Annotated in this window: 10 protein-coding genes and 1 pseudogene; 8 read left to right on the forward strand and 3 right to left on the reverse strand. The window is 65.1% G+C overall.

Annotation, left to right across the window (positions count from 1 at the left end; translation table 11 throughout):
• Nucleotides 1-65: 65 nt before the first annotated feature.
• The gene (locus AB0M74_RS20365) at nt 66-623 is read right to left on the reverse strand and encodes a hypothetical protein (RefSeq protein WP_366527830.1); all 558 of its coding nucleotides are present in this window, start codon (nt 621-623) and stop codon (nt 66-68) included.
• A gap of 338 nt (nt 624-961) precedes the next feature.
• On the opposite strand from AB0M74_RS20365, the gene aceE reads away from it, so the two are divergent.
• From aceE to AB0M74_RS20400, 7 genes are all read left to right on the forward strand, one after another.
• Nucleotides 962-3,760, forward strand: coding sequence for a pyruvate dehydrogenase (acetyl-transferring), homodimeric type (aceE, locus tag AB0M74_RS20370; RefSeq protein ID WP_366527920.1), 2,799 nt, complete (start codon nt 962-964; stop codon nt 3,758-3,760).
• 11 nt (nt 3,761-3,771) lie between these two features.
• Nucleotides 3,772-5,106 carry a helix-turn-helix domain-containing protein gene (locus AB0M74_RS20375; RefSeq protein WP_366527831.1) on the forward strand — a complete coding sequence of 445 codons (1,335 nt, stop codon included), beginning with the start codon at nt 3,772-3,774 and terminating at the stop codon, nt 5,104-5,106.
• Nucleotides 5,107-5,234: 128 nt separating this feature from the next.
• Entirely contained in the window at nt 5,235-6,149 is a 915-nt protein-coding gene (locus tag AB0M74_RS20380; RefSeq protein WP_366527832.1) for an ACP S-malonyltransferase, read from the forward strand.
• 123 nt (nt 6,150-6,272) lie between these two features.
• A complete protein-coding gene (gene acpM / locus AB0M74_RS20385; protein WP_327114205.1) occupies nt 6,273-6,575 on the forward strand; it encodes a meromycolate extension acyl carrier protein AcpM in 303 nt (100 codons plus the stop codon).
• A 10-nt stretch (nt 6,576-6,585) separates the two neighbouring features.
• A complete protein-coding gene (locus AB0M74_RS20390; RefSeq protein ID WP_366527833.1) occupies nt 6,586-7,836 on the forward strand; it encodes a KasA/KasB family beta-ketoacyl-ACP synthase in 1,251 nt (416 codons plus the stop codon).
• A 123-nt stretch (nt 7,837-7,959) separates the two neighbouring features.
• The gene (locus AB0M74_RS20395; RefSeq protein ID WP_366527834.1) at nt 7,960-9,393 is read left to right on the forward strand and encodes a carboxyl transferase domain-containing protein; all 1,434 of its coding nucleotides are present in this window, start codon (nt 7,960-7,962) and stop codon (nt 9,391-9,393) included.
• Nucleotides 9,394-9,595: 202 nt separating this feature from the next.
• Nucleotides 9,596-10,081 (forward strand): helix-turn-helix domain-containing protein, encoded by a 486-nt coding sequence (locus tag AB0M74_RS20400; protein ID WP_366527835.1) that lies wholly within the window; start codon nt 9,596-9,598, stop codon nt 10,079-10,081.
• 214 nt (nt 10,082-10,295) lie between these two features.
• Here AB0M74_RS20400 and AB0M74_RS20405 read toward each other — a convergent pair whose 3' ends face one another.
• Nucleotides 10,296-10,985 carry a nitroreductase gene (locus AB0M74_RS20405; RefSeq protein ID WP_366527836.1) on the reverse strand — a complete coding sequence of 230 codons (690 nt, stop codon included), beginning with the start codon at nt 10,983-10,985 and terminating at the stop codon, nt 10,296-10,298.
• Nucleotides 10,986-11,142: 157 nt separating this feature from the next.
• Between AB0M74_RS20405 and AB0M74_RS20410 the strand changes: the two genes are divergently transcribed.
• Nucleotides 11,143-13,266, forward strand: a complete 2,124-nt coding sequence (locus AB0M74_RS20410) for an N-6 DNA methylase (protein ID WP_366527837.1) — start codon at nt 11,143-11,145, stop codon at nt 13,264-13,266.
• Here the strand turns inward: AB0M74_RS20410 and AB0M74_RS20415 are convergent.
• A pseudogene (locus AB0M74_RS20415) lies at nt 13,234-13,707 on the reverse strand (helix-turn-helix domain-containing protein); the annotation flags it as partial. The gene AB0M74_RS20410 and the pseudogene AB0M74_RS20415 overlap by 33 nt on opposite strands.
• Between the last annotated feature and the right edge of the window lie 274 nt (nt 13,708-13,981).

Here is a 13,981-nt window from a genome sequence, read left to right on the forward strand (position 1 = left end):
ATCGGACGAAATACCCGTCGAATGTCGGGTGACAAGATCGTTGCGAGCCGGTTTTCCTGTTCGATTCAGCGTTTCGGGCAAGCCTCACGGACGGCGTTGCGTGCGTCGTTGACCCGTCTGCTCGCGTCGTTGAGCGGTCCGACCGGTGCGGTGTAGGTCATCTTGCGGGTCTCGGAGGCAAGGAGCCGTGCGGCGGCGACGTATTCGGTGAATTTCGCCGCCAGGTCCGACGGTAGCGAGTCGCTCGCGGAGTTCACTCCGGACTCGACCCGTTCGGCCGCCTCGTCGAGGGTCGACGCGGCGGTATCGCGCTTGCTCGCGTAGTCGGGCGCGTTGGAGTCGTGTGCGTTGATGAAGTCGTTGTACTTCGAAACGCCGACACCGGTGGTGCTGGGGAATTGCCCGCAGTTGTCGTTGATCGCCTGCGTTTGTGCCGCAGCCTTGCGTGAGGAGGTGGCCGCGGCCGAAGAGGAGGCCGCCTCGGTCTTGTATGCCGCTAGGTCTGCAGCGTTCGGATTCGCGACTCCCTCCACCCGATTCGCGCAACCCGCGATCGTCAATCCGGCGACGACCGCGAAGGTCGCGCACACCAATCCGAACCCGCGTGGGTCCAGCACCTTCATCGTCCTCCCCGCTCCGGTTGTACTACGGCGGTCTCGACTCACGTTCCCTGCAGAACGGTACTGGATTTGCTGCTGACATGATGACCTGGGACACATCATCCGCAAGGATGGAGGTGCGCCCGAAACTTTCGTGAAGCGGGCAGTCCGCCAACCATGCGTGCCTGCCCGGGGAAACCGACGCCATCACATGTCCACCCCCTGTACGAGGAGCAGATTTGACCGACCTGATCCACTCTTCCGCTGCAGCGAAATCCGCTGTGCCGAACTCCGAGACCGCCCCTGTCCTAGGCAGCGATCCGCACGGATCGCCTGCCGCGCCGGCAGGCGGCCGTGTCCGGGTGATCCGCGAAGGGGTGGCGTCCTACCTACCGGACATCGACCCGGAGGAGACCTCCGAATGGCTCGAATCGTTCGATGAGATGCTCGACCGGGAAGGCCCGGGCCGTGCGCGTTATCTGATGCTCCGGCTGTTGGAACGTGCCGGTGAGCATCGGGTCGCCATCCCCGCTTTGACCTCGACCGACTACGTCAACACGATTCCCACCGAGAACGAGCCGTGGTTCCCCGGCGACGAGGAGGTGGAGCGGCGCTACCGTGCCTGGATCCGCTGGAATGCGGCGATCATGGTGCATCGCGCACAACGCCCGGGAATCGGTGTCGGCGGCCATATTTCGACCTACGCGTCCTCCGCGGCGCTCTACGAGGTCGGCTTCAACCACTTCTTCCGCGGCAAGGACCATCCCGGCGGCGGCGACTCGATCTTCATCCAGGGTCACGCGTCCCCGGGCATCTACGCCCGCGCCTTCCTCGAGGGCAGGCTCAGCACCGATCGGATGGACGGCTTCCGGCAGGAGTACAGCCACGGCGGACCGGGTCACGGTCTGCCGTCCTACCCGCATCCCCGACTGCTGAACGACTTCTGGGAGTTCCCGACGGTGTCCATGGGTCTCGGCCCGATGAACGCCATCTACCAGGCGCGATTCAACCACTACCTGCACGATCGCGGCATCAAGGACACCTCCGATCAGCATGTGTGGGCGTTCCTCGGCGACGGCGAGATGGACGAGCCGGAGTCGCGTGGCCTCGCGCACGTCGCGGCGATGGAGGGCCTGGACAATCTGACCTTCGTCGTCAACTGCAACCTGCAGCGCCTCGACGGGCCGGTGCGTGGCAACGGCAAGATCATTCAGGAGCTCGAGTCGTTCTTCCGCGGCGCGGGCTGGAACGTCATCAAGGTGGTCTGGGGCCGTGAGTGGGACGCGCTGCTCGGCGCCGACCGCGACGGCGCGCTGGTGAACCTGATGAACACCACACCCGACGGCGATTTCCAGACCTACAAGGCCAACGACGGCGCCTACGTCCGCGATCACTTCTTCGGCCGCGACCCGCGGACGAAGGCGCTGGTCCAGGACATGTCCGACGAAAGCATCTGGAACCTCAAGCGCGGCGGTCACGACTACCGCAAGGTGTATGCCGCCTATGCCGCCGCGATGGCGCACAAGGGTCAGCCGACGGTGATCCTGGCCAAGACCATCAAGGGTTACACCCTCGGCAAGCACTTCGAAGGCCGCAACGCCACCCACCAGATGAAGAAGCTGACCCTCCAGGACCTCAAGGATTTCCGTGACCTCCAGCGGATTCCGATCAGCGATGCCGAGCTGGAGAAGGATCCGTACCTGCCCCCGTACTACCACCCGGGCATGGAGGCGCGCGAGATCCAGTACATGCTGGACCGGCGCAAGGCGCTCGGCGGCTTCCTGCCCGAGCGGCGCACCGCGGCAAAGCCTCTGCAACTTCCCGGCGACGAGGCATACAAGTCGGTCCGCAAGGGTTCTGGCAAGCAGAACGTGGCCACCACCATGGCGCTGGTTCGGCTCATGAAGGAGCTGCTGCGGGACAAGGAGATCGGCAAGCGAATCGTGCCGATCATCCCCGACGAGGCCCGCACCTTCGGTATGGACTCGTGGTTCCCTTCGTTGAAGATCTACAACCGCAACGGCCAGCTATATACATCGGTCGACGCGGAATTGATGCTTGCCTACAAAGAGAGCTCTATCGGGCAGATCTTGCACGAGGGCATCAACGAGGCCGGATCGACCGCGTCGTTCACCGCGGCGGGCACCTCGTACGCGACCCACGGCGAGCCGATGATCCCGCTGTACATCTTCTACTCGATGTTCGGCTTCCAGCGCACCGGTGATGGTCTGTGGGCGGCGGCGGACCAATTGGCGCGCGGATTCGTGCTCGGAGCAACCGCCGGGCGAACCACATTGACCGGTGAGGGCCTGCAGCACAACGACGGCCACTCGCTGTTGCTGGCCTCGACCAATCCGGCCGTTGTCACCTACGATCCCGCGTTCTCGTTCGAGCTCGCGCATATCGTGCGCGATGGCCTGCGCCGGATGTACGGCGGCGGGACGCCGGAGGCCGGGCCTGGCGCGGTACCGGGCGCCGTTTCGCATGGCGGGCAGCCCAACGGCGGCTTCGGTGGCGAAGACATCTTCTACTACATCACCCTGTACAACGAGCCCTACCAGCAGCCGGCGGAACCCGACGACCTCGATATCCAGGGTCTGCTCAAGGGTATTTACCTGTACAAGCGTGGTGCCGCGGGCGATGTGCGCGCCCAGATCCTCGTCTCCGGCGTCACCGTGCCGGACGGTTTGCGTGCACAGGCGCTGCTTGCCGAGGAGTGGGGTGTGCAGGCCGACGTCTGGTCGGTGACGTCGTGGGGCGAACTCCGCAAGGAGGCGCTCGGCAAGGAAATCGCGAAGCTGCGCAGCCCGGGTATCGATGTCGGCGTCCCGTACGTCACGCAGGCGCTCGCTGCGGTCGAGGGTCCGATCATCGCCGCGACGGACTGGATGCGTGCGGTGCCGGATCAGGTCCGGCAGTGGGTGCCCGGTGACTTCACCACCCTCGGCACCGATGGTTTCGGGTTCTCCGACACCAGGCCCGCCGCGCGTCGCGTGTTCAATGTGGACGCGCAGTCCATCGTGGTCGCGGCGCTGGCCGGACTCGTCCGGGCGGGGAAGATCGATGCCGCCAGACTGACCGAAGCGGCCGCGAAATACCGCATCGATGATGTGGACGCCGCGCCGAAGTCGGTGGCAAGCGGCGACGGCGACGGCGAGTAGCGGACGATTGGATGGTGGACCGTAAACCGCCGCGGCCGAGACGGATCTCCGAAGGCTCTTCCGAGCACGAGGTGTATCTGCCGACGGGCGCGCTCTCCCCGAACCGGCAAACCAGGGACCCGCTGCCCGACACGTTGCTCAAACGTGTGAAGCAGTTCTCCGGTCGACTCTCCACCGAGGCGGTGGGGTCGATGCAGGATCGGTTGCCGTTCTTCGCCGATCTGGATGCCGCGCAGCGCGCCGGTGTCCAGATGCTGGTGCAGACCGCGGTGGTGAACTTCCTGGAGTGGCTGCAGGATCCCGACAGCGACATCAGGTTCAGTCTGGATGCCTTCCAAGTGATTCCACAGGATCTGGCGCGGCGGCTGACGCTGCGCCAGACCGTGGACATGGTCCGCGTGGCCATGGAGTTCTTCGAACAGTGGCTGCCCGCGCTCGCGCGCAATGATCGGCAGCTCGTCGCGCTCACCGAGGCGGTGTTGCGGTACGGGCGTGAGCTCGGGTTCGCCGCCGCCTCGGTGTACGCGAGCGCCGCGGAATCCCGCGGCGCCTGGGACACCCGCCTCGAGGCGCTGGTCGTCGACGCCGTCGTGCGCGGCGATACCGGCCCGGACATGCTGTCGAGGGCCGCGACGTTGAACTGGGACGCCACCGCACCCGCGACTGTGCTGGTCGGGACCCCGCCGGGGGATCAGGGCGTCGGCATGGTCGGTTCGGTGCACACCATCGCCGCCCGGCATGGTCGTGCGGCGCTGGCCGTTGTCCAGGGTTCGCGGTTGGTGATGGTGGTCAGCGGCCATCTCGGTGACAGCTCCTATATATCGCCGTTCCTCGCGGACCTGCTCGCCGAGGTGTTCTCCGATGGGCCGGTGGTGATCGGGCCGACCACCCGGACCCTCGGTGCGGCGCATGCGAGCGCGGTCGAAGCTCTGGCGGGCATGGAGGCCGTCGTGGGCTGGCGGGGTTCGCCTCGACCCGTGCACGCGACGGAATTGTTGCCCGAACGCGCACTGCTCGGTGATCGAGGTGCGATAGACGCGCTGAACGAGTATGTTGTCCTACCGTTGGCCGCGGCGGGTTCGTCGCTGGCGGACACTCTCGATGCTTATCTGGATTGCGGTGGCGCTGTCGAGACGTGTGCCCGTCAGCTGTACGTTCATCCAAATACCGTCCGCTACCGCCTCAAACGGATTGCCGAAGTCACCGGACGAGATCCGATGAATCCGCGGGACGCTTATGTACTCCGGATCGCATCCACAGTGGGTCGTTTGACACGAACCCGTAACGAATCGTCAACACCTACCCCAGAGGCAACTCACCTCGTATCGGGTAACGAGGGCCTGTAACGGATCGCGCGACGTGTTCGATCGGCACAACCCACGTGGCCTTTTGTGGGAGTCCCACAAAAGGTCACCGCAAGCTTCATTCGCGTCGACATCTCCTGCGGCCTGCCTCACAGTGTTTTCTTAGAGATGTGATCGCGTTGTTCGCCCCTGGACAGGGGTCCCAGACACCTGGCATGCTCGCGCCTTGGCTCGACCTTCCCGGCGCGACAGATCGACTCGCCCTCTGGTCCAAGGCCGCAGGCCTGGATCTGATCCGTCTCGGTACCACCGCGACGGCCGAGGAGATCACCGACACTGCCATTACCCAACCGCTCGTCGTCGCCGCCGCGCTGCTCGCCTTCGCGGAAATCGACCCGAGTTCACTTCCGGCGGATACGATCGTCGCCGGACACTCGGTCGGCGAACTTGCCGCAGCCGCCGTCGCCGGGGTCATCACCCCGGACGAGGCGGTCACCCTGGCCGCCATCCGTGGTGCGGAGATGGCCAAGGCGTGCGCGCTGGAGCCGACCGGTATGTCCGCGGTGCTCGGCGGCGATGAGGCTGCCGTGCTCGCACGGCTCGCGGAGCTCGACCTTGTTCCGGCCAACCGGAACGCGGTCGGTCAGATCGTGGCCGCGGGTCGACTGGACGCCCTGGCGGAACTCGCCGCAAACCCACCGGAGAAGGCTCGGGTGCGTGCGTTGCCCGTCGCGGGGGCTTTCCACACCGCTTTCATGGGCCCGGCCCAGGATGCTGTGACGGAGGCCATAAGTCAGATCACCCCGAACGAGCCGACCCGGACCCTACTGTCGAACTTCGACGGCAAGCCGGTCGCCTCGGGAGCGGACGCCATCGCTAAGCTCGCGGCGCAGGTCACGCGGCCTGTCCGTTGGGATCTGTGCACCGAAACGACCAGGCAAGCCGGTGTTTCGGCAGTGGCGGAGTTGCCGCCGGCGGGCACCCTCGTCGGCATTGCCAAACGGGAACTGAAGGGCACGCCAACGCTGGCCCTGAAGACCCCCGAAGACCTCCCCGCGTTGGCCGGGCTCACCACCTCCGGCTAGCTTTCCCCCCGCGGCCGTGCAATAAAAACGCACGATCGTGACCGAGCAGACGGTAACCATCGGCTGTCTCGAACCGAAAAAAACAGTGAAGCCCTACAAAGAGATCAAGAAGGGAGCCACGAAGTGGCCGCTCTGACCCAGGAACAAATCGTCGAGGAACTCGGCAAGATCATCGAAGAGGTAACGGGTATCGAACCCTCTGAGGTGACGATCGAGAAGTCCTTCGTCGATGACCTGGACATCGACTCGCTGTCCATGGTCGAGATCGCAGTGCAGACCGAGGACAAGTACGGCGTCAAGATCCCCGATGAGGATCTGGCCAGCCTGAAGACGGTCGGCGACGCAGTCGCCTACATCCAGAAGCTCGAGGCGGAGAACTCGGATGCCGCCGCGGAGCTCAAGGCCAAGTTCGACAACGCCGAGTAGGGCCGACACTGTGACCACTCCTTCCACCTTGAACGGGAACTTCCCCAACGTCGTCGTCACGAGTATGGCGGCGACCACGTCGATCGCTGGTGACGTCGATGCGACGTGGAAGGGACTCCTCAACGGCGAGAGCGGTATCGACGTTCTCGAGGATTCCTTCGTCGAGGAATACGACCTTCCGGTCCGCATCGGCGGTCACCTGAAGGTCCGGCCCGAGACCCTGCTGACCCGAGTCGAATGTCGGCGCATGGCCTACGTCGAGCAGCTCGCGACCGTTCTCGGTCGCGAAGTCTGGCGTAACGCGGGCAGCCCGGAAGTCGACCCGGAACGCCTGGGTGTGGCCATCGGTACCGGCATGGGTGGCGGTGACGCCCTCATCGATTCGGTCGACAAGCTGAAGAACGGTGGCTACCGCAAGATTTCGCCGCTAGCGGTTCAGATGGTCATGCCGAATGGTCCGTCGGCTGTTGTTGGTCTCGAATTGAAGGCCAGGGCAGGAGTGGTCACTCCGGTCTCGGCATGCTCGTCAGGCTCCGAGGCTATTGCCAACGCGTGGCGCATGATCGTGATGGGTGACGCCGATATCGTCGTCACCGGCGGCGTCGAGGGATACATCGATGCGGTGCCGATCGCGGCGTTCACGATGATGCGCGCGATGAGTACGCGTAACGAGGATCCGAAGGGCGCGTCGCGTCCGTTCGACAAGGATCGGGACGGGTTCGTCTTCGGTGAGGCCGGTGCGCTGATGGTCGTGGAGACCGAGGAGCACGCCAAGGCGCGTGGTGCGACGATCCATGCTCGTCTGCTGGGTGCCGGTATCACCTCCGATGGCTATCACCTTGTTGCGCCTGCCCCCGATGGCAGTGGCGCGGCGCGGGCGATGAGTCGGGCGATGCAGACAGCCGGTTTGTCGAAGCAGGACATCACGCACGTCAACGCGCATGCCACTGCTACTCCGATCGGCGATACCGCCGAGGCGCGGGCGATCAATCTGGCGGTGGGTAACCACGCGTCGGTGTATGCGCCGAAATCGGCACTCGGTCACTCGATCGGCGCCGTGGGCGCGCTCGAGTCGGTGCTCACCGTGCTCAGCATCCGGGACGGGATCGTTCCGCCGACGCTGAACTTGGAGAACCAGGATCCGGAGATCGATCTGGATGTGGTTCATGGCGAGGCTCGCCGCCAGGAGATCGAATACGCGATCAACAACTCGTTCGGTTTCGGTGGGCACAATGTCGCGCTCGCCTTCGGTCGGGCTTAGCCGCCCGCATCGACTGCACAACGATCCCGGTGGGGTCGGCCAACTGAATTTGGCCGACCCCATCGTGGTTCGACAACGCAGCCGCGGCAGCGGCGCACTGCACAGAGGTGAGGAGTAAACGCGATGACGATCATTGCCCCCGCGTTTCAGCCCGATACAGCGGCCGATCCGCGCGACCCGCTGGGTCGACTGCAGCGTTTCTTCGACCCGGGTACGGTCCTTCCGCTACATCCGCGAGACAAGTCCGGTGTGCTCGCGGCCATCGGTGAGGTCGACGGCGTTCGCACCGTCGCCTACTGCTCGGACGCCACCGTCATGGGTGGCGCGATGGGCGTGGAAGGGTGTAAGCACATCGTCGACGCGATCGACACCGCCATAGATTCCGCCATTCCGATCGTCGGCATCTGGCACTCCGGCGGCGCTCGGCTCGCCGAGGGTGTCGAGGCACTGCACGCCGTCGGCCTGGTCTTCGAAGCGATGGTCCGGGCGTCCGGTCTGGTTCCGCAGATCTCGGTGGTCCTCGGCTTCGCGGCCGGCGGCGCCGCCTACGGTCCCGCGCTGACCGACATCGTGATCATGGCACCCGAGGGGCGAGTCTTCGTGACCGGTCCCGACGTGGTCCGCAGTGTCACCGGTGAGCAGGTCGACATGGCCACTCTCGGTGGCCCGGAGACCCACGGCAAGAAGTCCGGCGTCACCCATATCGTCGCCAACGACGAGGCCGATGCGCTGCACCGGGGTCGCAGGCTGGTGTCGATGTTCGCCGAGCAGGGCGAATTCGACCTGGTCGCCGCCGAACACGGTGACGTCGACCTGAAGGCGATGATGCCGGAATCGGCGAAGCGTGCCTATGACGTCAAGCCGATCGTTCACGAGCTGCTCGACAACGTCGACGGTGAGTCGTCGTTCGAGGAGCTGCAGGGTGGCTACGCCCGCAGCATTGTGACCGGTCTCGGCCGCCTTGCCGGTCGCACGGTTGGTGTGCTTGCCAACAACCCGATTCGGCTCGGTGGCTGCCTGAACTCCGAAAGCGCCGAGAAGGCAGCGCGTTTCGTGCGACTGTGCGATGCCTTCGGTATCCCGCTGGTCGTGGTCACCGACGTCCCCGGCTACCTGCCCGGCGTCAGCATGGAGTGGGAAGGCGTGGTGCGCCGTGGCGCGAAGCTGCTGCACGCGTTCGCCGAGGCTCGGGTGCCGCGCGTCACGCTGGTCACCAGGAAGATCTACGGTGGCGCCTACATCGCGATGAACGCCCGCTCGCTCGGCGCGACCGCGGTGTACGCATGGCCCGGTTCCGAGGTCGCTGTGATGGGCGCCAAGGCCGCAGTCGGCATTCTGCACAAGAAGGCGCTGGCAGCGGCGCCGGAAGATGAGCGCGAGGCATTGCACGAGCGTCTCACCGTCGAACACGAGCAGATTGCCGGTGGCGTCGAGCGTGCTATCGCGATCGGTGTCGTCGACCAGGTGATCGATCCGGCGAAGACGCGCAGCATCATCGCCGCCGCGCTGGCCGCGGTGCCGGCTCGCAAGAGTCATCACAAGAACATTCCGCTGTGAGGTGAGGTGTTGATCGAGAATGGGCTCCGGGATTTCCCGGAGCCCATTCTTTGTTCTCAGCAGCAACATTGGCGACCTGGTCGCGATACGGAGAGTTCGTGCGTTGCCGCCCGGGACCGTCACGACCGCCCCTGCCGCTGGACCGTTGACGGAAGCGATGGATGCCGATCCTGAGGCCGGATTCGCTGAGTAGCATCGAGGGGTGCGTTACGAGGAACTTGCCGAGGTGCCGTGTTCGATCACGCGCCCGCTGGTGATCTTCGGTGACCGCTGGACCCTGCTGATCCTGAAGTATGCGTTCTCGGGCATCCGGCGGTTCAATGCCTTTCAGAGCACCCTCGGTATCTCCCGCAGTCGATTGCAGGATCGGCTCGATCGGCTGATCGAGCACGGGATCCTGGTGAAACAGAAGGCGGCCGAGGGGGCTCATGAGGAGTACCGCCTCACGCCGAAGGGGCATGATATCTATCCGATCCTCATGGCGATCCGGGATTGGGGTGACACCCATATGGCGCCCGACGGTCCGCCGGTGGAGTATCGGCATCACGAGTGCACCGGCGAGGCGCATGTGAAGCTCGAATGCGATGTGTGTGGGAACCAACTCACCGCTCGCGATGTGACGCCATTGCCGGGGCCGGGTCTCGGGGTTACCGAAGCGTCGGCCGGGGCGCACAGTTCGGCTCGATAGTTCGGGCCGCGCCCGTGTCGCGGGCCCCTCATCGCTGGATGCACGCCTTCCTGGTGTGGGAATCCAGTCGGCGTACCGTGGTGCCGCGCTCGTGCTGCGCTCGGGGTCACCGATGGCGGACTGAGAAAGTCACCGCCACCGGTGCCGCACAGGGTCACCGATTTGTCGGCGGTGGTATCGCGGGACGAATGTGCGATACGGCACCGTGACTTTCTCAGTCCGCCCAGATCGCAACCTGTCGATGGTTTTCGCGCGTTGTGCGGAAGGAGTTGATCGGGTGGTCTTTGTCGGGGTAGCCGAACGAAATGCCCGCGACTACTCGCCGACTGTCCGGGATGCCGAAGTATTCGCGCAAGAACGGTGCATAGGACGCGAGCGCGGCCTGCGGTGCGGCGCCGAGTCCGAGGCTGTGCGCACCGAGGAGGAAGTTGCCGATGTAGAGGCCACAGTCGACGGCGCCGTAGACACCGAGATCGGCATCGGAAGTGATGATCGCGACGTGCGGTGCGTCGAAGAGTTCGAAGTTGCGCAGCGCCTGCCGCATCGTCGCCTCGTGGTCGCCCTTGGTGATCCCGACACTGTTGTAGAGCTGCGTGCCGCATTCGCGTCTGCGCTCCCGATAGACGCCGGTGTACTGCGCGGGAAATGCGAAATCTGGCTCGGGCGTCGACTTTTCGATATGCGCGAGCAGTTCTTTGCGGAACCGATCGGTGCCGGCTCCCGCGGTTACCGCGACCTGCCATGGCTGGGTGTTGCACCACGAGGGGGTGCGCTGTGCCAGCCGCAGCAGCGATTCGATCGTCTCCCGTGCGACCGGTTGGGGCTGGAAGTGCCTACAGGTCCACCGTTCGTCGAGTATTCGGGACAGCACGGCGAACTGGTCGGGGTAGTCGGTCGGCGCCATGGGCTTGCACCTCATTTTCATTCAGTCTCATTTTGAGACTGAACGCTAGCATTCGAAGTCTCGTTTCGGAACCGCTGTGTCGCACCAGTTCGGCGCGGTGCGTCGCATTGCTCGCGTTGTCATGATTGTCACGGCTCGACCGGGCACAATCCCTGACATGGGTTCCGAGACCGCCGCCGCGCGGGATCGCAAACGGCACGGCAGGCACTACACGCCGCCTGCGTTGGCACGATTTCTGGCGCAGCGGTTACTCGAACATATGCCGCGACCACGGACTTCTGGCGTACTCCGAGTGCTAGACCCCGCCTGTGGGGACGGCGAGCTGCTGCTGGCGTTGCAGCGGGAGGCCACTGTCCGGCTGCCGCAGGTGCGGGTGGAGTTGGTCGGCTACGACCTGGACGGCGAGGCGCTGACGGTGGCGCGCGAGCGGGCATGCACCGCGGGGGTTGTCGTCGACTGGCACGTCGGCGACTTTCTCGCGGTGTCGGAGGGTATTGCCGATGCCTGCTTCGACGCCATCATCACCAACCCCCCGTATGTGCGCACCCAGCAGCTCGGCGGTGTGACAGCGCGGCTGCTCAGCAAGCAGTTCGGGTTGCGGGGCCGAATCGATCTCACCCACCCGTTCGTCGCGATCACGCCGCGCTTGCTGTGCTCGGGCGGGGTACTCGGATTGTTGTGCGCCAACCGCTTTCTCACCACCAAGGCAGGTGCCAACATTCGAGGATTGCTGCTGTCGGAGTTGGCTCCGATCGAACTGTACGACCTCGGCGATACCAAGCTGTTCGAGGCCGCCGTGCTGCCCGCCGTCACGATCGCCACGCGCACTTCTCGACGCGAAACCTGCCGCTATGTATCGGCCTATCAGGTTCCCGCGTGCGAAACAATCAGCGGGACAGGGCTATTCGAAGCATTAATCGAGGATCGGGGCCGTCTCGTCGCACATAACGGTCGCACCTTCGCGGTAACAGTAGGCACGCTGGCGACTGATGAGCTCGGCTCCGATGACCGGGGCGTCGCCGCCACGCTATCGGTCGAAACCGGCGCGGAGGCGAGCGATGCTGCCCGGGCCACCGCTGCAACGGACGCTCGGACCGGTGCCGAGGACGGCGCGGGCATTATCGGCGACGGTGGTGCTGATGGCGGAGAAGTAGTCAGCGGCGGTGCGAATGGTGCCGGGCATTCGGTGCCGCGGGACTCGGATGTTGCCGGGGTGGTGGCGGTGTGCGGGGTTGACGGGCAACTCTCCGGTCGTGAGTGGCGTGCGGCGCGGTCCGCCGTGGCGGGACGGGCATGGCGGATGTCGCGGCCGGGAGTCGACGATTGGTTGGGCCGAGTGGGGGCCGGGACCTGGCGGCGATTCGGGGAGGTGGCGCGGATCCGGGTGGGGATCAAGACGACGGCGGATCGGGTGTTCATTTCGGATCGGTGGGGGGAGATGGAGCCGTGTCCGGAGTCGGAGTTGTTGTTCGACTTGATCACTCATCATCAGCTCGCGCCATGGCGGGTCTTCGATGATCATGGCACGCGTGTGTTGTATCCCTATGACACGACTCGGTCACGCCGCATCCCGGTCGATCTGAGCGAATTTCCCAGTGCCGCAGCATATTTGCGGACGCACGAGGAAATATTGTCAGGTCGGAAATATGTGACGGCCGGTGGGCGTGAGTGGTTCGAGATCTGGGTGCCGCAGCGCCCGCATTTGTGGCGAGTGCCGAAGGTGGTGTTTCCCGATATCAGCGAGCGGCCACGGTTTGCTCTTGATCGGTCCGGGGCGGTGGTGAATGGGGATTGTTACTGGATGTCGCTGGCGGACATCGGAATGCACGGGGACGCGGAACGGCTGGCCTATCTGCTGATGGGCGTGGCGAATTCGGCGCTCGGCCTGCATTTCTACGATGCGGTATGTGGGAATCGGCTGTATTCGGGTCGGCGGCGGTGGATAACCCAGTATGTGTCGCGGCTGCCGTTGCCGGACCCGGTGCGCTCGGGCGGGGTCGTCGAATTGGTCACCGAATTCATCGACGACGGGCGGGTGCCCGACGCCGAGTCGGAGCGTGAGTTGAACGAGCGGGTGGCCGCGGCGTTCGGGCTGCGGTCAGGCTGTGGTGCGGACCCCGACCATCGGCAGCAGGATGCGGCGGGCGAAGTCACGGCCGGCTTCGACATCGTCGAGCGGAATGAGCCCGTCGGGGGTCAGTGCCAGCGAGAGGGCGAGCCGGGCCATGATCTCGGCGACCAGGTCGGCGTCGAAATCGTCGGAGCCGTCGTCGGTCCGTAATTCCCGCAGCTTCACGGCGAGGTAGGTGCGGCCGACGGCAATGATCGGTGCGGCTTCGGTGGTGAGCCGCGGCAGGATGAGGTCCGGTTCGGTGCGCAGCAGCCTGCGCAGCAGTTCGTTGCTCGCGATAGCGCTGATGAACGCGGCGAAGATCTCCACCAGTTGGTTGTCGCTGCCTGCGACGGTGCGCACCCGCTCGTCGATCTCGGTGACAAAGCGCTGCGCCTCTCGCACGCTCACCGCTTCCACCAGTTCGTTCTTCGATTCGAAGCGCCGATAGAGGGTTGCCGGGCTGATGCCGGCGCGGCGGGCGATCTCGCCCATGCTGGTGCGCTTGATCCCGAAGTCCAGGAATGCCGACAGCGCGCTCTCCAGTAGCTTCTCGCCGTCCTTGACCGGGTTGTCGAGGATGCGCTGGAGCATGGGCGGGACGGTGGGCATCGGGTCTCCAGTCGATTCGGCGCGGACGCCGAAGAGTGCGCGGCGCCGCGACGGTGCGGATATTGGACGTTCATTATTTCACCGGGTTGCGGCGGATTGGCCGAGGATTCGCGAAAGCGTGAGTGAAACGCGTATGAATCATCTCACTGAGTCGTGATCGGTGTTGTCGAAGCTCTGTCGTGCTGTCCATCGAGCGGAGTGCGCGACCGCCGGCGGATGGTGCGGACTGTGCCCGGCTTCGCAGGTGGTGGGGGCCGTGCGCACAACGCCGCCT

Origin of the sequence: Nocardia sp. NPDC051463 (assembly GCF_040681975.1) — a bacterium.
Lineage (GTDB): Bacteria > Actinomycetota > Actinomycetes > Mycobacteriales > Mycobacteriaceae > Nocardia.

Excerpts from the sequence above, each read along its gene's own strand:
- AB0M74_RS20410 (WP_366527837.1), top strand. The coding sequence starts at position 11,143 with ATGGGTTCCGAGACCGCCGCCGCGCGGGATCGCAAACGGCACGGCAGG.
- AB0M74_RS20365 (WP_366527830.1), bottom strand. The coding sequence starts at position 623 with ATGAAGGTGCTGGACCCACGCGGGTTCGGATTGGTGTGCGCGACCTTC.
- AB0M74_RS20405 (WP_366527836.1), bottom strand. The coding sequence starts at position 10,985 with ATGGCGCCGACCGACTACCCCGACCAGTTCGCCGTGCTGTCCCGAATA.
- AB0M74_RS20375 (WP_366527831.1), top strand. The coding sequence starts at position 3,772 with ATGGTGGACCGTAAACCGCCGCGGCCGAGACGGATCTCCGAAGGCTCT.
- AB0M74_RS20395 (WP_366527834.1), top strand. The coding sequence starts at position 7,960 with ATGACGATCATTGCCCCCGCGTTTCAGCCCGATACAGCGGCCGATCCG.